At 61.4% G+C, this 17,482-nt stretch carries 19 protein-coding genes and 1 rRNA gene (1 of these 20 running past the window's edge); 9 read left to right on the top strand and 11 right to left on the bottom strand.

The window, feature by feature from the left end:
* Nucleotides 1–7 precede the first annotated feature (7 nt).
* The 3 genes from PspS04_RS08765 to PspS04_RS08775 form a co-directional block, all read right to left on the bottom strand.
* Complete coding sequence (locus PspS04_RS08765) at nucleotides 8–601, bottom strand: hypothetical protein (protein ID WP_095167865.1); 594 nt, start codon at nucleotides 599–601, stop codon at nucleotides 8–10.
* 89 nt (nucleotides 602–690) lie between these two features.
* On the bottom strand, nucleotides 691–1,479 hold the full coding sequence (locus PspS04_RS08770; RefSeq protein WP_159994647.1) for a hypothetical protein: 789 nt from the start codon (nucleotides 1,477–1,479) through the stop codon (nucleotides 691–693).
* A gap of 134 nt (nucleotides 1,480–1,613) precedes the next feature.
* Nucleotides 1,614–2,546, bottom strand: coding sequence for a LysR family transcriptional regulator (locus PspS04_RS08775; protein ID WP_159994649.1), 933 nt, complete (start codon nucleotides 2,544–2,546; stop codon nucleotides 1,614–1,616).
* A 114-nt stretch (nucleotides 2,547–2,660) separates the two neighbouring features.
* On the opposite strand from PspS04_RS08775, the gene PspS04_RS08780 reads away from it, so the two are divergent.
* From PspS04_RS08780 to PspS04_RS08790, 3 genes are all read left to right on the top strand, one after another.
* Complete coding sequence (locus tag PspS04_RS08780; protein WP_237234968.1) at nucleotides 2,661–3,158, top strand: DMT family transporter; 498 nt, start codon at nucleotides 2,661–2,663, stop codon at nucleotides 3,156–3,158.
* Nucleotides 3,159–3,160: 2 nt separating this feature from the next.
* Nucleotides 3,161–3,616 carry a DMT family transporter gene (locus tag PspS04_RS08785; protein WP_159994651.1) on the top strand — a complete coding sequence of 152 codons (456 nt, stop codon included), beginning with the start codon at nucleotides 3,161–3,163 and terminating at the stop codon, nucleotides 3,614–3,616.
* A 121-nt stretch (nucleotides 3,617–3,737) separates the two neighbouring features.
* Entirely contained in the window at nucleotides 3,738–3,905 is a 168-nt protein-coding gene (locus tag PspS04_RS08790) for a metallothionein (RefSeq protein ID WP_095167873.1), read from the top strand.
* 57 nt (nucleotides 3,906–3,962) lie between these two features.
* On the opposite strand, the gene PspS04_RS08795 is transcribed toward PspS04_RS08790, so the two are convergent.
* Complete coding sequence (locus PspS04_RS08795) at nucleotides 3,963–4,190, bottom strand: DUF6555 family protein (RefSeq protein ID WP_095167875.1); 228 nt, start codon at nucleotides 4,188–4,190, stop codon at nucleotides 3,963–3,965.
* A gap of 150 nt (nucleotides 4,191–4,340) precedes the next feature.
* Here PspS04_RS08795 and selD point away from each other — a divergent pair, with 150 nt between their 5' ends.
* Both selD and mnmH read left to right on the top strand, forming a co-directional pair.
* Complete coding sequence (selD, locus tag PspS04_RS08800) at nucleotides 4,341–5,375, top strand: selenide, water dikinase SelD (protein ID WP_159994653.1); 1,035 nt, start codon at nucleotides 4,341–4,343, stop codon at nucleotides 5,373–5,375.
* Nucleotides 5,375–6,478: a tRNA 2-selenouridine(34) synthase MnmH gene (mnmH, locus tag PspS04_RS08805; protein WP_159994655.1), complete on the top strand. Its 1,104-nt coding sequence runs from the start codon at nucleotides 5,375–5,377 to the stop codon at nucleotides 6,476–6,478. Before selD ends, mnmH begins: the two co-directional genes overlap by 1 nt.
* Before the next feature lie 37 nt (nucleotides 6,479–6,515).
* On the opposite strand, the gene PspS04_RS08810 is transcribed toward mnmH, so the two are convergent.
* Both PspS04_RS08810 and PspS04_RS08815 read right to left on the bottom strand, forming a co-directional pair.
* Nucleotides 6,516–7,568 (bottom strand): permease, encoded by a 1,053-nt coding sequence (locus tag PspS04_RS08810; protein ID WP_159994657.1) that lies wholly within the window; start codon nucleotides 7,566–7,568, stop codon nucleotides 6,516–6,518.
* A 70-nt stretch (nucleotides 7,569–7,638) separates the two neighbouring features.
* Entirely contained in the window at nucleotides 7,639–8,313 is a 675-nt protein-coding gene (locus tag PspS04_RS08815; protein ID WP_095167910.1) for a histidine phosphatase family protein, read from the bottom strand.
* Nucleotides 8,314–8,645: 332 nt separating this feature from the next.
* Here PspS04_RS08815 and PspS04_RS08820 point away from each other — a divergent pair, with 332 nt between their 5' ends.
* Nucleotides 8,646–9,347 (top strand): glutathione binding-like protein, encoded by a 702-nt coding sequence (locus PspS04_RS08820; protein WP_159994659.1) that lies wholly within the window; start codon nucleotides 8,646–8,648, stop codon nucleotides 9,345–9,347.
* A gap of 45 nt (nucleotides 9,348–9,392) precedes the next feature.
* Here PspS04_RS08820 and PspS04_RS08825 read toward each other — a convergent pair whose 3' ends face one another.
* Nucleotides 9,393–10,013 (bottom strand): LysE family translocator, encoded by a 621-nt coding sequence (locus tag PspS04_RS08825; RefSeq protein ID WP_159994661.1) that lies wholly within the window; start codon nucleotides 10,011–10,013, stop codon nucleotides 9,393–9,395.
* 232 nt (nucleotides 10,014–10,245) lie between these two features.
* On the opposite strand from PspS04_RS08825, the gene hemB reads away from it, so the two are divergent.
* Nucleotides 10,246–11,220 (top strand): porphobilinogen synthase, encoded by a 975-nt coding sequence (gene hemB / locus PspS04_RS08830; protein ID WP_095167889.1) that lies wholly within the window; start codon nucleotides 10,246–10,248, stop codon nucleotides 11,218–11,220.
* Between the two features lie 18 nt (nucleotides 11,221–11,238).
* Here hemB and PspS04_RS08835 read toward each other — a convergent pair whose 3' ends face one another.
* The 3 genes from PspS04_RS08835 to PspS04_RS08845 all read right to left on the bottom strand — a co-directional run bounded on the left by PspS04_RS08835 (nucleotide 11,239) and on the right by PspS04_RS08845 (nucleotide 14,488).
* Nucleotides 11,239–12,768, bottom strand: a complete 1,530-nt coding sequence (locus PspS04_RS08835) for an FAD-dependent oxidoreductase (protein WP_159994663.1) — start codon at nucleotides 12,766–12,768, stop codon at nucleotides 11,239–11,241.
* A 40-nt stretch (nucleotides 12,769–12,808) separates the two neighbouring features.
* A complete protein-coding gene (locus PspS04_RS08840; RefSeq protein WP_159994665.1) occupies nucleotides 12,809–13,762 on the bottom strand; it encodes a SphA family protein in 954 nt (317 codons plus the stop codon).
* Nucleotides 13,763–13,873: 111 nt separating this feature from the next.
* A complete protein-coding gene (locus tag PspS04_RS08845) occupies nucleotides 13,874–14,488 on the bottom strand; it encodes a LysE family translocator (RefSeq protein WP_159998760.1) in 615 nt (204 codons plus the stop codon).
* Between the two features lie 150 nt (nucleotides 14,489–14,638).
* Between PspS04_RS08845 and PspS04_RS08850 the strand changes: the two genes are divergently transcribed.
* Nucleotides 14,639–15,733, top strand: a complete 1,095-nt coding sequence (locus tag PspS04_RS08850) for a DUF1615 domain-containing protein (RefSeq protein WP_159994667.1) — start codon at nucleotides 14,639–14,641, stop codon at nucleotides 15,731–15,733.
* Between the two features lie 71 nt (nucleotides 15,734–15,804).
* On the opposite strand, the gene PspS04_RS08855 is transcribed toward PspS04_RS08850, so the two are convergent.
* Entirely contained in the window at nucleotides 15,805–16,071 is a 267-nt protein-coding gene (locus PspS04_RS08855) for a hypothetical protein (protein ID WP_159994669.1), read from the bottom strand.
* 715 nt (nucleotides 16,072–16,786) lie between these two features.
* Here PspS04_RS08855 and PspS04_RS08860 point away from each other — a divergent pair.
* Nucleotides 16,787–17,482: ribosomal RNA gene (locus tag PspS04_RS08860) — 16S ribosomal RNA — on the top strand; it runs 841 nt beyond the window's last position.

The following is a 17,482-nucleotide window of genomic DNA, read 5'->3' on the forward strand; positions in this document are numbered from 1 at the left end:
CACCGGGTTATTTTTCGCCGAGGATGCTCTTCACCAGGGCCGCGTGCCCGGCCTGGTCGTCGGCGCGGGAGATGATCTGAATCAGCATCATCTGCGTGCCGGAGCCGGCCAGCAGGCTGGTGTTGAGGGTCGGGCCGCCGCCCTGGGTGGCAGTGAAGTCGATCTGGCGCAGGCCGAGGCCTTTGATGGTCAGACTTTTTTCGCTTTGTTTGTTGAAACCGGCCAGGGCTTCGCGTTGCTGGCTGGCGAAACCGGAGATGGACTCGTCGAGAAATACTGCGTCGTTGTCTTTGACGCTGAGGCCTTCGGGCAGGGTGTTTTCGGCGATGATCAGCACGGTTTTGCTTTGCTGATTGGTGTACATGGTGCCCTTGGCGCCGGACGTGCCATTGGACGCATCACCGCCGGGCAATGGGTTGGCAATAAAGCCCTTGGGTAGGCTGAAGGTGAATTTGTTGCCCAGCACCGCGACTTTTTCCGCGGTTGCAGTCTTGGTCGTCGGCTGGCTGGCGGCGTAGACGCTGGCGGCGCCGAAGGTGGTGAGCGCTGTCAGCAACAGAACAGCGGCTTTACTGACGATGATTTTTTTCAGCAGCGACATGCGAGTCTCCGGGTGTGATCGCGCGGGGTGACGATCATCCCACGGGGTCCCTCACTCACTCCAGCACGAACTTGCCGGCGGCTCGGTCCTCAGGGTTTGACCGACGGCGCCGTCCCGCTGCGCAGGTGTGAGGGCGCGGCCCGCCGCTTGGTTAGCAGCAGCATCACCAGCGCCACCGCCACTGCGAGCACAAAGGCCCAGCCGCCCCAGCGCGGCAAGGTCAAGGCCAGGGTCAGGCAAAAGGCCGCGAAGGCGTACATGCCGGTAGCGGTGGCGCGGAGCAGCGCGGCGGTGAATGCCGGCCCCCGGGTTTGCTGGGAGAACACCGCCATTACGCTGCCAAGCACCGGGAACACCGCGAGCAAACCGCTCCAGCGCTCACCCAGGGTGCTGGCGAACCAGGTCACCGCCAGGGTCAGCAACGCCCCGGCCAGCATGCGCAGCAACAGTTTATCGGACTTCGGCGCGGGGCCTGCGAGCAAGGGCTGTACGGTGGGGAACAGGTGGGGTGCCGCGAGCAAGGCGGTGGCCGCAGCGATCGTCGACAACAGCAGCGACGCGGGCAGCACTGACAGCACTACCGCCACCAGGCTCCAACTCAACAGGGCAATCAGCAGCGCCGCCGGCCAGTTGCAGCGTTGCGCGGCCTGGGCGTAGACCACGCAGAAGGTAATCATCGCCGCCATGGCCGACAGCGCCGCAATCGCCGACTGGGTCGCAAATGCCGGACCTTGCTCGACCGCGAGGAAAAACAGGATCGGCCCGACCACGACCGGCAACCCCGATAGCCATCCCGCGACGCTCGGTCCCCAGCGCTTGCCGGCCAGGGAAATCAGCAGGAGAAAACCGGGGATCAGCACGAGTTTCAACAGCAGCACGGAGCGTTCCTTGTTCGATGGCGGGGCACACAGCATACAAGGCTTCGCCCTGGCGCCTGAAGCCTCTAACCTGCAACATCACCGCGGCGAACAGTTGGCTGATCGTGCAACTGCTGCGATAAACCCGCTGCGCCTTACTGGTCCCAGTAGGGCACCGTGCCAAAACGCTCGACGAAAAAATCGATCACCGCGCGCACTTTCACCGACAAGCGTCGACTGCCAGGCCAGAGAATGGCGATCTGCTGGGGTTCGAGGCTGTTGGATGCCTGGAAGTCGCCGAGCACCTGCACCAGCTTGCCCCGGCCCAGGGCCTCGCCGATCAGCCAGGAAGGAAACATCACCAGGCCCATACCCTGTTCGGCAGCCTGGGTCAGGGTGTCGGCGTGGTTGCCGGTGAGTGGACCCCTGACCGAATAGGGGGTCCAGTCGCCCTGGTCCTGGCGGAAGAACCAGCGTTGCAGACCGGAGTCACCCTTGTAGGCCAGGCATTGGTGCCGCACCAGTTCCGCGGGATGCCGAGGGGTGCCATGGCGTGCCAGGTACGCTGGGCTGGCGGCGACGTGATAGCGCTGCGGCGCGACCACGCGGCCCTGCATGCTGGAGTCGTGCAGGGCGCCGATGCGAAACACCAGGTCGCAGCCTTCCTGCAGCGGATCGACGTAGCGGTCGGTTTGCTGGATATCCAGTTGCAGCCGGGGATATCGCTGGCACAACTCGGCGATCCAGGGCGACAGGTGCAACTGGGCGAACACCACTGGCGCGTTGATACGCACCAGGCCACTGGGTTCGCTGGCCTGTTCCTGCAAGGCTTGTTCGGCTTCTTCCAGTTGCACCAGCACCAAGCGGGCATGCTGGCCGAGCAGGCGCCCGGCTTCGGTCGGGGTCACAGCCCGGGTATGGCGGTAAAGCAATTGCTGACAGAGGGCCTGCTCCATTAACTGGATCTGCCGCGAGATCGATGAAGGCGCCAGGCCTTCGCGGCGCGCGACCTCGGAAAAACTGCCGTGATCGAGAACCGCGACGAACAGCCGTAGCGCCTTGAAACTGAGTTCGTTGAGACCTTGCATGTAGCAGCCTGCTGTGCGAGTTGCGCAAAAGTGTTGTCGACAGAGTCGCATTTATCGCAAAGGTCGGGCAATTGATAATGCCCGTCATTCTTTTCACCCTTTGCAGGAGTTGTCATGTCTTCAGGTTCTATCAGTGAGGCCACCGGGGCCGCTGTCACCCCGCGGCCTAACCCACTCACCCGCCTGTTGCTGCTACCGCTGGTGATCCTCGCGGGCATGGGCCTGTCGGTGGAGGCGGGCTTGCTGGGGCCGCTGGGCGTCCAGGTGGGGCATTTGTGGGCGACCCTGAGCATTTTCGGGGTTGGCTCGGCCATCCTGTTTCTGGTGTTGCTGTTCAGCGGTCCGCAACCGGGGCCGGCACTTTGCAGCTTGCCGCGCTGGCAGTTGATCGGCGGGTTGCTCGGGCCGATGTACGTGGTGGTGCTCACCTTGGCGACCCCGGTGATCGGGATTGCCATGACGATGATTGCGATCCTCTCCGGCCAGGTTGGCAAGAGTGTGCTGATCGACCATTTCGGCTGGTTCGGGGCCGCGCGCAAACCGGTCAACCGGGAGCGCTGGTTGGCCTTGCTGCTGATCGTTGTTGCTCTTGTCCTGATTGCGCGGGGTTGAACATGAATCTGTTTGGGTTGTTGCTGGTGGTCGTCGCGGCCGGTGCGGTATTGAGTGTGCAGGCAGCGATCAACGGCCGGCTGGGCCAGGCGGTCGGTGTGTTGCGCAGTAGCCTGTTGACCTTTGTGGTGGGAGCCATCACTACCGCCTTGCTGATTCTGTTCTTCGAGCCGGCCCATGCCGTCAGCCTGCTGGAGGTGCCGAAGTGGCAGCTCAGCGGAGCGCTGTTCGGCGTGGTGTATATGCTGGTGATGGTCGGCGCCGTGCCTCGGGTCGGAACGGCGGTGGCGACGGTGGCAGTGATCGTCGGCCAGTTGGGCATGGGCATGCTGATCGATAATTTCGGCTGGCTGGGTAATCCGCCCATCGAGTTGTCCACCAATCGCCTCCTGGCCATGGTCTGCCTGGGGCTGGCGCTGGTGTTGATGTACCGCAGCAGTAGCCGGCAGGCCGCCTGAGGTTTATCGACTACCCTCTATCAGGAGCGAGGGCCGCAAGGGCATGTCGGTGGGTGCGGTCAGTGCTTGAGAGGCGACCTTGGGTTCGCTTCTGGACGACCACACCCATGGAGTCAGACTGATGAAAGCAGACACCTGCGCCTGTCCCAACTGCAAGTGCAAACTGGGCGAGCATTCGATTGTCCGGCATGGCAAGCACTACTGTTGCGAGGGTTGCGCCAAGCATCATGAGCACGGCGAAGCCTGCACGACGGCGGGTTGCCAATGTGCCAAAGGGACTCACGGCTAGTGGCTACGACCTCACCGTGGGCGCCATCTCGGCGCCCGCGGCGAGGTCGTGCACGCTTCAGCTGGTGGGCCGCCACGTGACGTTTTCGATGCCGAACTTCTCCGCCGCCGGCTTGCTGGTCTTCTTCACTTTCTCTCGGCCGAAGCGGCCAATGCGCCCAACCCCAGCGTCGCAACTGGCCCAGTGCCAGGCCTCGGCGTTGTCCATCTTTTCCTGGCGGATGATGAAAGACTTGGGCACACCGTGAAGGGTGTATTCGATGACGAACAATTTTGCGTTGATCATGTGCCGCTATTCCTCCCTGTCGTACTAGAGTGATCCCCCGTCGCTGGAAAAATTCATTCCAATTGCTCGGCGGTCCTCAATGGGCTGGTTGTCGAGTGGGGGCAATGGGCTCTGTTAGACTGGCCGATCTTTATCTGCCGAGGTGCCCCCATGAGCGAGCCCATTCGCCTGACCCAATACAGTCACGGCGCAGGCTGTGGCTGCAAGATTTCACCCCAGGTGCTGGAAGTGATCCTGGCCGGCAGCGGCGCCCAGAACCTCGACCCGAAACTCTGGGTGGGCAACGCTTCGCGCGATGATGCGGCGGTGTATGCAATTGATGAAGAGCGCGGCGTGGTCTCGACCACCGACTTCTTCATGCCGATTGTCGATGACCCCTACGACTTCGGCCGAATCGCCGCGACCAATGCCATCAGCGATATCTACGCCATGGGCGGCGATCCGTTGATGGCGATTGCCATTCTCGGCTGGCCGGTCAATGTACTGGCGCCGGAGATTGCCCGGGAAGTGATTCGCGGCGGCCGTGCGGTGTGTGACGAGGCGGGTATTCCATTGGCGGGCGGTCATTCGATCGATGCCCCGGAGCCGATCTTCGGCCTGGCCGTCACCGGGCTGGTGCAAAAGCGCCACATGAAGCGCAACGACACCGCCACCGCCGGTTGCCTGCTGTACCTGACCAAGCCGTTGGGGATCGGCATCCTCACCACCGCAGAGAAGAAGGGCAAGCTGCGTGACAGTGACGTGGGCCTGGCTCGCGACTGGATGTGCACCTTGAACAAGCCTGGGAGTCGCTTCGGCAAGCTTGACGGCGTGACCGCCATGACCGATGTCACCGGATTTGGCCTGCTCGGGCATCTGGTGGAAATGGCCGACGGCAGTGCGCTGACTGCTCGCATCTACTACGACCGCGTGCCGCGCCTGCCGGGTGTCGAGTACTACCTGGACCAAGGGTGTGTGCCGGGTGGCACCCTGCGCAATTTCGACAGTTATGCCAGTAAGCTCGGGCGCGTCCAGGAGCTGCACAAGCGTGTGTTGTGCGACCCGCAGACCAGTGGCGGCTTGCTGGTTGCCGTGACACCGCAGGGCAACGAGCAATTTCTGGCGGTGGCCGCCGAGTTGGGGTTGGACCTGGCGCCTATCGGTGAACTGGTCGAGCGACAGAGTAACGCGGTCGAGGTGATTTGATGCCCGTCGATATCACCGATTACCGCGACATCTTTCTCAGCGAGCGGCCGATGATGGACACGCGGGCGCCGATCGAATTCACCAAGGGCGCGTTTCCCGGGGTGGTCAACCTGCCGTTGATGACCGACATCGAACGTCAGCGTGTCGGCACCTGTTACAAGCAGCAAGGCCAGCAGGCGGCCATTGTCCTGGGGCACCAGTTGGTCTCGGGGGGGATCAAGGCCGAGAGGATCCAGGCCTGGGCCGATTTCGCGCGGGCCCATCCCGAGGGTTATCTGTATTGCTTTCGCGGAGGCCTGCGCTCGCAGATCGTCCAGCAATGGCTCAAGGACGAAGCGGGCATCGAATACCCTCGGGTTGGCGGTGGCTACAAGGCAATGCGTACCTTCCTGCTGAATACGCTCGACCAGGCCGTCGGCCAGTGCGATTTCGTCTTGCTCGGTGGCATGACTGGTACCGGCAAGACCGATGTCCTCACGCGTTTGAACAATGGCCTGGACCTGGAGGGACATGCCAATCACCGTGGCTCCAGCTTTGGCAAACGGGCGAGCGGGCAGCCTTCCAATATCGACTTCGAGAACCGCCTGGCAGTAGATGTACTGAAAAAGCGCGCCAGGGGCATCGAGCAGTTTGTGCTAGAGGACGAAAGCCGCATGGTGGGCAGTTGCGCCTTGCCGTTGCCGCTGTATCAGGGCATGCAGCGTTTTCCGATGGTCTGGCTGGAAGACAGCGTGCAGGGGCGGGTAGAGCGCATCCTGGGTGATTATGTGGTGGACCTGTGCGCCGAATTTGTCGCGGTTTATGGCGATCAAGGCTTTGCGCAGTTTTCCGAACGCTTATTGGGCAGCCTGAACAACATTAGCAAACGCCTGGGTGGCGAGCGCCACCAACGGCTATTCGGCTTGATGGAAGCGGCGTTGGCCGAACAGGCACGCAGTGGTGCGGTGGAGCTGCACCGCGATTGGATCGAAGGGTTGTTGAACGAGTACTACGACCCGATGTACGCCTTCCAGCGCGAGAAGAAGGGGGATCGAATCGAGTTCGCGGGCGAGCATGCCGCGGTGCTTGAATACCTGCGCGAACGCAGCCGCCGGCAGGCTTGAGAGCAAGGCGCTGACCGTCCAGCGCCTGCCACGTGCCTTACAGTACGAGCGCGCCGATGAGCCCGCAGATCACGCCGACCAGCATGGTCAGCAGGGCCACGGTCACCAGCACCCGGGTGTCGAAGTCTTTGCGCAGCATCAGCAGCGACGGCAGGCTGATGCTGGGCAGGGTCATCAGCAACGCAACCGCTGGGCCGGTGCCCATACCCAGAGCCATCATGGTCTGCACGATGGGGATTTCCGCAGCAGTGGGAATCACGAACAAGGTGCCGACGATGGCCAGCGGTACCAGCCACCACAAGCTGTCGGCCATCGCCCCGTCAACGTGGGGAAACAGCCAGACCCGCGCGGCGCCGAGCACCAGTACTGCCAGGATATAGACCGGAATGGTGCTCCAGAACAATTGCCACAGGGTGCGAATCCAGCGGCCGAGGAAGGGTTGAGAATCCGTGGCGCTGACGTTGGCCACGGCTTGCAGCGCAGCTTGCGGCACTTGCTCCGGCCGCGAAATGCGCTGGGCCACCAGCGAAACCCCCAGCACCAACACGATGCCGGCCACTAGTCGCAGGGCGGTAAAGCCCCAACCCAGGACAAAGCCCATGAACACCAGGGTGGCCGGGTTCAGCACCGGGTTGCCGATCCAGAATGCCAGCGCCGCACCCACGGACACGTTTTGCCGGCGCATGCCGGCAGCTACCGGCGCGGCGCAACAACTGCACATCATGCCGGGCAGGGCGAACAGCCCGCCGCGCAGGGTCGAGGCGAAGCCCGCGCGGCCGAACAGGCGCAGCAACCAGTCCCGCGGGATCAGTACTTGCAACAGGGAGCCGAGGATCACCGCCAGGACCGCGGCCTTCCAGATCGCCAGGAAGTACACCTTGGCGTACGTCAATGCGGCGGCCAGGGGCGCGGTTTGCGCGTCGTTGAGAATCGAAGCGCCAATGCTGTGGCTGTCGGCAGCGGTAAAGGCCTTGAAGTAGTACGGCGACCACTTGACGTAGTAGAGGCCAATGCAGGCCACCAACAGGAACAGGGCCGGCTTGCACCAGAACGACCAGCCCCGGTTGGGGGTGGTTAAGAAGTTGGACATACAGGGGTTCCAGGGAGACAGGTCGCGCATCATACCTCACCCTGGGCCCTGCGCTGGTGTGGCCGCCCTGTCAGGTCGGGCAGCTCTCCTGGCCGTTGTCCAGGCCCTGCTTGTAATGCTGGCTCTGCAAGGTGGCCTTGCCGTTGTGCCAGGTCAGCGTCAGGACGTACATCGAGTCGAAGTCGCCGGACTCCCAGTCCTCGGTGATCGACTGTTTGCTGCCCACCGCTTCGCGCGCCACCTTGTTGATCAACTCCGGCAGGTAGCCGTGGGACCAGGCGGTGTAGATGATCGAGTTGTGGTACTTGTCGTGGAGCAGTTCGTCCGCCAGTTCACTGGTGTCGTTGGCGGAAAACTCGATGTTCACCGGCAGGCCCAGCTTGATTGCGCTCGGGCTGATGGTCATCAGGGGGCGGATGTAGCTGTAGGAGTTGTCGAGCTCGCCTTCCTCGACATTGCGGGTCGGGTTGGCGGCAAACACGAAATCGGCCTTGCCGAATTTTTCTGGCAGCAGCTGCGCCAGGTCAATGGCGCGGTTCAGGCCCTGGCAATTGAGTTGTCCGAGACCACCGGCAGGTTTTTCCGCATGGCGCAAAAACACCAGGGTCTGGGTGCCGTCAACCGGCTGGGCGCGACTTTCGCTCGACTCCAGCGACAGGAGCAGGGCGCAGGTAGTCAGCAGTGCAGGGAGGAACACGAAGGCGCGTTGCTTCAGGCGTTGGGTGATCTGCAGTGGGTTTCTCATCAAGTAGTAGTTCTTCAGCACATTCAGGTTAAGGCTGACAAACCTTTCCACCGCAAGCTCCCGGCTTCGGATGGTTTTCCATGTCGTTGGGCGAGTCGTCTTGCGCGCGCGCTGCCTTCAGAGTCCGCTGAGGGCGATTGGTTCGATTGGAATCTGCGGGCGCGCACTTTATCCGGGGTAGCGGTGAGGGTGGCGGAAGGTTAGCGACATAATGTTTCCGATTTAAGATGCCGGCGTTGGCAGGCTCGCTATAAGCTAGCCCGCGTACAGGCCGGCCGTGTGCCGCCGGTTAGGCCAAAATTCAGCCGTTAAATTGTCACTGGATGTTCACTATGACCGATTTGTCAGCCTTCCCGATTACTGAAAAATGGCCTGCCCAGTTCCCCGAGTGGCTCCAACTCTACTCCTTGCCGACGCCAAACGGGGTCAAAGTCTCGATCATGCTCGAAGAGATCGGCTTGCCGTACGAGGCCCATCGCGTGAGTTTCGAGAGCAACGACCAGATGTCCCCGGCGTTCCTCTCGCTTAACCCCAACAACAAGATTCCGGCGATCCTCGACCCTCACGGCCCTGACGACAAGCCGTTGGCGCTGTTCGAGTCCGGCGCGATCCTGATCTATCTCGCCGACAAGAGCGGGCAACTGCTGGCCCAGGAATCAGCGGCACGTTACGAGACGATTCAGTGGCTGATGTTCCAGATGGGCGGTATCGGTCCGATGTTCGGCCAGTTGGGCTTTTTCAATAGATTCGCCGGCAAGGAGTACGAGGACAAACGTCCGCGGGACCGTTATGTCGCCGAGAGTAGCCGCTTGTTGAAGGTGCTCGACGAGCGCCTGCAAGGGCGCGACTGGATCATGGGCGAGCGCTACACCATCGCCGATATCGCGATCTTCCCGTGGGTCCGCAACCTGATTGGTTTTTATGAGGCCGGCGACCTGGTGGGGATCAATAACTTCCCCAATGTGCTGCGGGTGCTGGAGCGCTTCCTGGCGCGTCCGGCGGTAGTGCGTGGGCTGGAAATTCCCAAGCCCTGAACCGGTACGCCACTGCCTGGCGCAGTGGCGTACCTGGGCGCTGGGCTAGCGGTTATTGGCCGCGAGCTTGAGGCCAAAGCCGATCAGTGCGACGGCTGCCACTCGAGTGGCGACCGTTCGGGCCAGGGGCAGGGCCTTCAAGCGGATGGCCGCGGCGTTGCCGATCAGCACCAGGGCGCCCTGGTACAGCAGGCTGATCACGGTCACGTGGAGCATCATCGCCACCAGGGTCATACTCGACGACCCTGGGCTGATGAACAGCGGGAAGAACGCCACGAAAAACAGCATGACTTTCGGGTTGGTCAGGCTGATGACCAGGGCGTTGCGCAGATAGGTGCGTGCCGAACGTTGCGGTTCCAGCCCCGCGTCATTGTGCGCCACGGGGCTGCGCAACATTTGCACGCCCATCCAGCACAGGTACGCTGCACCGAACCACTGCAGGCCTTGGAACAGCAGCGGGTTGGCAGTCATCAGCGCTGCCAGGCCGGCGGCAGCTGCAATCATGTAGGCCGCGTCCCCCAGCAGGGTTCCCAGCACCGCGCCAAAACCGGCGCCGATGCCGTTGCGGGCGGTGGCATTGAGGATGGCAAATGTGCCGGGGCCGGGGATCAGTTGGAAAATCACGATCGCCGCGATAAAACTGCCGTAGTTGTGTATCTCAAACATCAGGGCTCACTCCGTATCCTTCGGGGTTTGTCACCCGGGTGGGTGTGCTAGCCAGATTAGTTGAGCGGTGAATAAATGTCAGGGGGTGACGGGGCTCGGGTTCTATTGTTACCGTTTTCGCAATAAACTCTTGCGTTACCTGCATTTGTGCCAGCAGGGGCGAGGGGCATAAGCTCGCGCTTCCAGCACTTTTTGTCTTGTCCAGGCCATTGGCCTCCTGCCAGGAAATTTCATGTCCAGCCAGTTCCCCGAAGCCCGTCCACGCCGTTTGCGGCGCACCCCGCAACTGCGCAAGCTGTTCCAGGAAACCGAGTTCAGTCTCAACGACCTGGTGCTGCCGATCTTCGTCGAGGAAGAAATCGACGATTTCGTACCGATCACCAGCATGCCGGGAGTACGACGGATTCCCGAGTCGAAACTGGCCGGTGAAATCGAGCGCTACGCCCGGGCCGGTATTCAGTCGGTGATGACCTTTGGCGTGTCGCACCACCTCGATGGCAACGGCAGTGACACCTGGCGGGAAAACGGCCTGGTGTCGCGCATGGCGCGGATCTGCAAGGACGCGGTGCCGGAAATGATCGTCATGTCCGACACCTGCTTCTGCGAGTACACCGACCATGGTCACTGTGGCGTGATGCATGGCGCCGAGGTCGACAATGACCTGACCCTGTTCAACCTTGGCCAGCAAGCCGTTGCCGCCGCGCGTGCCGGGGCGGATGTGATTGCCCCCTCGGCGGCCATGGACGGGCAGGTCCAGGCGATTCGTCGCGCCCTGGACGCAGCCGGCTTCAGCCAGACGTCGATCATGGCCTATTCGACCAAGTTTGCCTCGGCCCTCTACGGCCCGTTCCGCGAGGCAGGTGGCAGTGCGCTCAAGGGCGATCGCAAGAGCTACCAGATGAACCCGATGAATCGCCGCGAAGCCGTGCGCGAATCATTGCTGGATGAGCAGGAAGGCGCCGACGCGCTGATGGTCAAGCCGGCCGGTGCCTACCTGGACATCATCCGCGATATTCGCGAAGCCTCGCGGTTGCCGCTGGCGGCGTATCAGGTCAGTGGCGAGTACGCGATGATCAAGTTCGGCGCGGCCGCCGGGGCGATCGATGAAGAGCGGGTGGTGCGCGAGAGCCTGGGCGCGATCAAGCGTGCCGGTGCGGACCTGATCTTCACCTATTTCGCCATGGACCTGGCGCTTAGCGGAATCTGACCCGCAACGGGCGCGCGCTCAGCTCAGGAACGGCTTGATCCCATGGCCGTGAAAATAGCGCTCGATGAGTTTCGGGTCGGCGCCCGGGTCGGCGAGCGCCACGTAGCTGTCGGGCCGCAACAGGTAGAACCCATTGCGCGCCAGGCCGGCTTTGGCATGGGCGGGTGAGTAGGCGAACACCTGCAGCGCCAGGTGATGTTCGTTGCACCAGGCGCGCATTTCCCCGCTGGTGTCGCCGTACACATGCACCTGCCAGGCGGGGAGGGCGAGGCTGGCAAAGTTGTCGCCGTCAGCGTCCTGCACCCACGGCAGGCGATCGCCACCGAACACTGTGCCGGCATGCCCCGCACTGAGTGGCATCGCCCGGTAGTTCAGGGTGATTTGCGACACGGTGCGAAACAACCACTCGCGAGCCCGCTCCAGTGCCGCCATTCTGGGTAACAGCAACGGCGCCACGCGGGTGCGCAACAGATCGGCGATGGCGCCTTCGGCTGTGACGAAGCTGAACACCCGATCGGTGGTGCTCACCAGTTTGCGGGCAAAGGCCATGCGTTCGATTGCATAGCTGTCGAGCAGGCTGTGGTTGGCGGCGCCGTTGAGCACCGCTGCCAGTTTCCAGGCCAGGTTGATCGCGTCGCCAATTCCGGTGTTCATGCCCTGGCCACCGGCCGGGCTATGTACGTGGGCGGCGTCACCGAGCAGGAATGCACGGCCGCGGCGAAACTCGTCCGCGACTCGGTGATGAACCCGGTAGGTGGAAAACCAGTTGACCCGCTTGACCTCGACTTTCAGGTGGCTGATGGCCCGGCTGCTGACGTCTTCAAACCGCAGGGTCTCGGCCTGCTCGGCACGTTCATCCCGTACCGTGCCGATCAGTCGCGCACGGCCGGTACCTGCCAGCGGGAACACGGCGAGAAAGTCTGCTTCATCCAGGTCCACGTGCAATTCGCCATTAAAGGCCGGGCCTGCGCCGTCGACGTCGGCCACATAGAACACTTGTTGGTAGGTGCCGCCGGGAAAGCCGATGTCGAGGGTTTTGCGCACCCTGGAGCGGGCGCCGTCGCAACCGGCCAGATAGCAGCTCTGACAGCTCTGCAACTGGCCGTCGGGCAGGCGCAGTTGTGCGGTGATGCCACCGTCATGCTCGCTGAAGCCCAGCAGTTCGGTGTCCCGCTCTACCTCGACGCCGAATTGTTCGAGGCGTTCGATCAACAGTCGTTCATGTTGATCCTGGGGGTAGATTTCCAGGAAGGCGTAGGGCGTCAGGTCCTTGCCGATGGCGGCGAATGGCAGGCGCACCGTGGGTTCGCCCTTGACCCACAGATTGACGGCCGGTACCTGGTGGCCCTGTTGCACCACGGCCTGGTCAAGGTCCAGTTGCCGATACAGTTCCAGGGTTCGCGCCTGCACTGCCAGGGCGCGGGAGGTGGTGCCGGGGGCGCTGGTCTTGTCGAGCAGGCGCACACGGATCCCCAGTTTGCTCAGCCAAAGTGCCAACACCAGCCCGGTGGGGCCGGCGCCTACGATCAGTACGTCGCTGCGGTGCATGGCGTTACCCTCGGTGGAGAGTCCCGCGCAGGCGTCAGGTCTAGAAGAACGCCAACGTCAGGTTGACACTGATGCCATCGCCTTCGGGCCGGTTGACGGAGTCGAACTCGGGCACCCAGCGGGCATTGACGCTTGCCTGGGCATCGGCAAACTTGCCGCTCCAGCCCAGGTACGGGCCGAGCCCGGCCGAGTGGCCACGAAAGCCGTTCAGCTGGTCGGCCGTTGGGCCGTCGTCGTCGGTCATCTGCTTGATTACGCCGCCCACCACGCCAGCCGCCCAACCGTTGCCCAGGCCGTAGGTCCAGAGACCATCCAGACGAACGATACTGCCGTTCTGGTAATCCGTGGCATCGTTTTTGGTATAGAACTCGAACGCGCCCAGCAGGCTCAACTCGCCGCCATTACCCAGCAGGTGGGTATAGGCCATGGTTGGCATGAAGGTATAGGTGTTTTGCCCGGCGTTGGCCAGGCGATCCTTGTCGTAGGCGCCGGTCGGTACATAGATCGGCAACGACAAGGCAATGTGATCGGTGGCGCTGAAGTGGTAGCCGGCGGCGATCGGGGTGATCAGGGCATCGGCAAACTGGGTAGCGTAGTCGGTCTCGCCGACGGAGTTGCCCCTGGGGCCGGTAAAGTCGGCTTCGGCGTCGGTGTACTGCAGGGGCAGGCCGACCGCCGAGGCGAAGTTCCACGGGCCTTTGCCAGTGTCCCAGATACGCGTGATGTTGGTCATGGTGTAGGAGACTTTCATCTTCAGGCCAGCACCGACTTCGCCGCGCACCGGTGCCGCCTTCTTGCTGCTGAGTTCGCCGTCGTAATAGATACTGGTCATCGACATCACCCAGCCGGGTTCCGGGGGAATGATCCCAGCGTTGGAGTAGACGATCTGGCCAGTAATCGGCCTGCCGACGCTGCCTTCGGTGGCAAGCACCGAAGGGCTGCCGGTAAGCAGCATAACCAGCAGCGGCAAACTCGCGAACGAAACTCTTGTCATGGTGGATCTCTTGATCACGTTTTTAGAATGTACGATGGCGCGCGGCCGTCAGGGCGTGAATAAAGTCTGGAACCGAATCGGCGGCAAATCCCCACCCAATGCAAGGGGGGCTCAGCGCTGGGCAAACGCCAGGTTCAGGCCCAGAGCGGCAAACGACGCGGCAAATCCGCGGCGCAGCCAGTTCTGGACGGTAGATGACTCGATGACGGCTGTGCGAAAAAAGTTCGCCAGTAAGCCATAGATCACAAACACCGCAAAGGTCATCAGCATGAACACTGTGCTTAAGGTGAGCATCTGCACTGTGGCCGACGGCCCGTTGGGCGTGATGAACTGCGGGAGAAACGCCAGGAAGAATATCGTCAGCTTGGGGTTGAGCAGGTTGAGCAGGCCAGCGCGCAGCATGATGGTGCCGCCACTCAGGTTGAGCGGAGCATCGCTGATAGCAAAGGCCGTGCGATCGCGCCAGGTGGCGTAGGCCAGGTACAGCAGGTAGGCGACTCCGGCAAACTTCAATCCCTGGAACGCCAGCGCGCTGGTATGCAGGATCGCCGACAGGCCCAGCATCGAGGCCATCAGGTGCGGCACGATCCCGCCCGTGCAGCCCAGCGCCGCGTAGACGCTGGCTCGTTTGCCGGCGGCCAGCGCAGTGGAGAGGGTAAACACCACGCCAGTGCCGGGGATCAGCACCACGATCAGTGAGGTCAGCAGAAAATCCATTGTCAGCATGCCAGCGAACTCCAGTCGGTGATCGGGTGTCAGAGCACCCGCAAGCAATCGTTCATTGAAGTGCAACGCGGCTTGCTTTTCCATAGGAAAACACCGGAGTGTAGTGCGTGTCACTCGCCCGGTCGGTCAAAAGGACCCTTGAGCCACTCCATGCAAGCCAATCAATTGATCATCAGCCTCGCCACACTGCTGTTGCTGGCCGGGTGTGCGAGCCAGGGTAGCCGCGATGCGGCGCCCAAGCCGGAACAGGTCAAAGCTCAGATCGTGCGCTTGCTGCCCGCCAGTACGGTGGACCGGCAAGGTTGGGCCAACGACATCTATAGTGCGTTTGCCGCGCAGGAGATCCCTGCCACCTCGCAGAACCTCTGCTCGGTGCTGGCGGTGACCGAACAGGAGTCGACCTTTCAGGCTGACCCGAAAGTACCGGGGCTGGGCAAGATTGCCCGGGACGAGATCGACCGCCGTGCTGCCAGGGCGCATATCCCCAGTCTCCTGGTGCGGGGGGCCTTGCAGGTCAGCTCGACCAATGGCAAAAGTTACAGCGACCGGTTGAATGCGGCGCGTAGCGAAAAAGAGCTCAGCGCGATCTTCGATGACTTCATTGGCCGGGTGCCTATGGGCAAGACCCTGTTCGGCGGGTTCAACCCGGTGCATACCGGTGGGCCGATGCAGGTCAGCATTGCGTTTGCCGAGAAACAGGCGCGCAACTATCCGTACCCGGTGGACGGCTCGATCCGTCGCGAGGTATTCACCCGGCGGGGCGGCATGTACTTCGGCATCGCCCATCTGCTTGGCTACCCGGTGAACTACAGCCAGCCGCTGTACCGCTTCGCCGATTTCAATGCCGGTTGGTACGCCAGCCGCAATGCGGCATTCCAGGCTGCGCTGAATCGCGCGACCGGCGGCTCCCTGGCCCTGGATGGAGACTTGATTCGCTACGGTTCGCTGCTGCCGGGCTCGACTGAGCTTGCAGTGCGCAGCCTGGGTAAACGCCTGGATATGCGCAACAGCACCATCCGCGATCAACTGGAGCTGGGGGACAGCCTGGCTTTCGAAGACAGCAAACTCTACAAGCGGGTATTCGCGCTGGCCGAAAAGTCGCAAGGCAAGGCGTTGCCCAGGGCGGTGCTGCCGGGGATCGAGCTACAGAGTCCGAAAATCACCCGCAAGCTCACCACCGCGTGGTTCGCCAAACGTGTCGATGAGCGTTATCAGCGGTGTATGAAGCGCGCAGCCGCGGGCTAGTGCAGAAAGTAGACGAAAAAAAGCCCGGCAGAGTGTGCCGGGCTTTTTGTTGAGTATTGCCGACCGGCAATTCATGCACGGTTCTGGGTCAGGCGATCAGAGCCACCTTCGGCGACGCGGTTCTGTTGCAGGCGGTCAGAGCCACCTTCGGCGACGCGGTTCTGTTGCAGGCGGTCGGAGCCACCTTCGGCGACGCGGTTCTGTTGCAGGCGGTCGGAGCCACCTTCGGCGATCACGGCTGGTTGCTGCATGGCGGTGACGGGTTGTGCGAGGTCGGCGGCGAATGCATTGGCGGCCAGTACGGAGAGAGCAAGGCTGAGGATGAGGTGGCGTTTCATGAGAGTGTGCTCCGGGATGTCTTGGTGGGTATGGAGCCAATGTTACGCGTCAGGATTTTTAAGAGAATTTCATTGGGTCGATGGTGAACATCGATGGCGGTGATGGCGCGGGGCTGCAGGACCTGAGGCAGTGATGGAGGAGGGGTTGTTCAAGGGGGGGGCATTGCTCTTCTATATAGAGAGCTGGGATTAAGGGCTGTTTTGGGGTTATTGATAGAAAAACCAAATTAGCAGTTGACGTCAGATTCTATATGTCTATAATTCGCCCCACTTCCGGCGCAGTCGAAACGGAAAACTCCTTGATAAACAATGAGTTATGCAGTTTTCGGCAGCAGGTTGCTTCAGTTCATCGAGGCGCGAAAGGAGTTGAAAAAGAGGTGTTGACAGCAGCGTGTAACGCTGTAGAATTCGCCTCCCGCTACCGAGTGATCGGAGGCGCAAGTGGTTGAAGTTGTTGAAGAATTCTTCGAAAGCTTCTGAAAAATACCACTTGACAGCAAATGAGGCTGCTGTAGAATGCGCCCCTCGGTTGAGGCGAAAGATCTTAACCAACCGCTCTTTAACAACTGAATCAAGCAATTCGTGTGGGTGCTTGTGCTGTCAGACTGATAGTCAAAAAGATTATCAGCATCACAAGTTACTCCGCGAGAAATCAAAGATGTAACCAACGATTGCTGAGCCAAGTTTAGGGTTTCTTAAAAACCCAAAGATGTTTGAACTGAAGAGTTTGATCATGGCTCAGATTGAACGCTGGCGGCAGGCCTAACACATGCAAGTCGAGCGGTAGAGAGAAGCTTGCTTCTCTTGAGAGCGGCGGACGGGTGAGTAATGCCTAGGAATCTGCCTGGTAGTGGGGGATAACGCTCGGAAACGGACGCTAATACCGCATACGTCCTACGGGAGAAAGCAGGGGACCTTCGGGCCTTGCGCTATCAGATGAGCCTAGGTCGGATTAGCTAGTTGGTGGGGTAATGGCTCACCAAGGCGACGATCCGTAACTGGTCTGAGAGGATGATCAGTCACACTGGAACTGAGACACGGTCCAGACTCCTACGGGAGGCAGCAGTGGGGAATATTGGACAATGGGCGAAAGCCTGATCCAGCCATGCCGCGTGTGTGAAGAAGGTCTTCGGATTGTAAAGCACTTTAAGTTGGGAGGAAGGGCAGTAACCTAATACGTTGCTGTCTTGACGTTACCGACAGAATAAGCACCGGCTAACTCTGTGCCAGCAGCCGCGGTAATACAGAGGGTGCAAGCGTTAATCGGAATTACTGGGCGTAAAGCGCGCGTAGGTGGTTTGTTAAGTTGGATGTGAAATCCCCGGGCTCAACCTGGGAACTGCATTCAAAACTGACAAGCTAGAGTATGGTAGAGGGTGGTGGAATTTCCTGTGTAGCGGTGAAATGCGTA

This window comes from Pseudomonas sp. S04, assembly GCF_009834545.1.
Taxonomy (GTDB): Bacteria; Pseudomonadota; Gammaproteobacteria; order Pseudomonadales; family Pseudomonadaceae; genus Aquipseudomonas.

Coding starts and splice junctions, on each gene's coding strand:
- PspS04_RS08850 (WP_159994667.1), top strand. CDS start 14,639: ATGCAAGCCAATCAATTGATCATCAGCCTCGCCACACTGCTGTTGCTG.
- PspS04_RS08815 (WP_095167910.1), bottom strand. CDS start 8,313: ATGAGAAACCCACTGCAGATCACCCAACGCCTGAAGCAACGCGCCTTC.
- PspS04_RS08840 (WP_159994665.1), bottom strand. CDS start 13,762: ATGACAAGAGTTTCGTTCGCGAGTTTGCCGCTGCTGGTTATGCTGCTT.
- PspS04_RS08825 (WP_159994661.1), bottom strand. CDS start 10,013: ATGTTTGAGATACACAACTACGGCAGTTTTATCGCGGCGATCGTGATT.
- PspS04_RS08835 (WP_159994663.1), bottom strand. CDS start 12,768: ATGCACCGCAGCGACGTACTGATCGTAGGCGCCGGCCCCACCGGGCTG.
- PspS04_RS08820 (WP_159994659.1), top strand. CDS start 8,646: ATGACCGATTTGTCAGCCTTCCCGATTACTGAAAAATGGCCTGCCCAG.
- PspS04_RS08765 (WP_095167865.1), bottom strand. CDS start 601: ATGTCGCTGCTGAAAAAAATCATCGTCAGTAAAGCCGCTGTTCTGTTG.
- selD (WP_159994653.1), top strand. CDS start 4,341: ATGAGCGAGCCCATTCGCCTGACCCAATACAGTCACGGCGCAGGCTGT.
- PspS04_RS08855 (WP_159994669.1), bottom strand. CDS start 16,071: ATGAAACGCCACCTCATCCTCAGCCTTGCTCTCTCCGTACTGGCCGCC.
- PspS04_RS08775 (WP_159994649.1), bottom strand. CDS start 2,546: ATGCAAGGTCTCAACGAACTCAGTTTCAAGGCGCTACGGCTGTTCGTC.
- PspS04_RS08785 (WP_159994651.1), top strand. CDS start 3,161: ATGAATCTGTTTGGGTTGTTGCTGGTGGTCGTCGCGGCCGGTGCGGTA.
- PspS04_RS08780 (WP_237234968.1), top strand. CDS start 2,661: ATGTCTTCAGGTTCTATCAGTGAGGCCACCGGGGCCGCTGTCACCCCG.
- hemB (WP_095167889.1), top strand. CDS start 10,246: ATGTCCAGCCAGTTCCCCGAAGCCCGTCCACGCCGTTTGCGGCGCACC.
- PspS04_RS08795 (WP_095167875.1), bottom strand. CDS start 4,190: ATGATCAACGCAAAATTGTTCGTCATCGAATACACCCTTCACGGTGTG.
- PspS04_RS08810 (WP_159994657.1), bottom strand. CDS start 7,568: ATGTCCAACTTCTTAACCACCCCCAACCGGGGCTGGTCGTTCTGGTGC.
- PspS04_RS08790 (WP_095167873.1), top strand. CDS start 3,738: ATGAAAGCAGACACCTGCGCCTGTCCCAACTGCAAGTGCAAACTGGGC.
- mnmH (WP_159994655.1), top strand. CDS start 5,375: ATGCCCGTCGATATCACCGATTACCGCGACATCTTTCTCAGCGAGCGG.
- PspS04_RS08845 (WP_159998760.1), bottom strand. CDS start 14,488: ATGCTGACAATGGATTTTCTGCTGACCTCACTGATCGTGGTGCTGATC.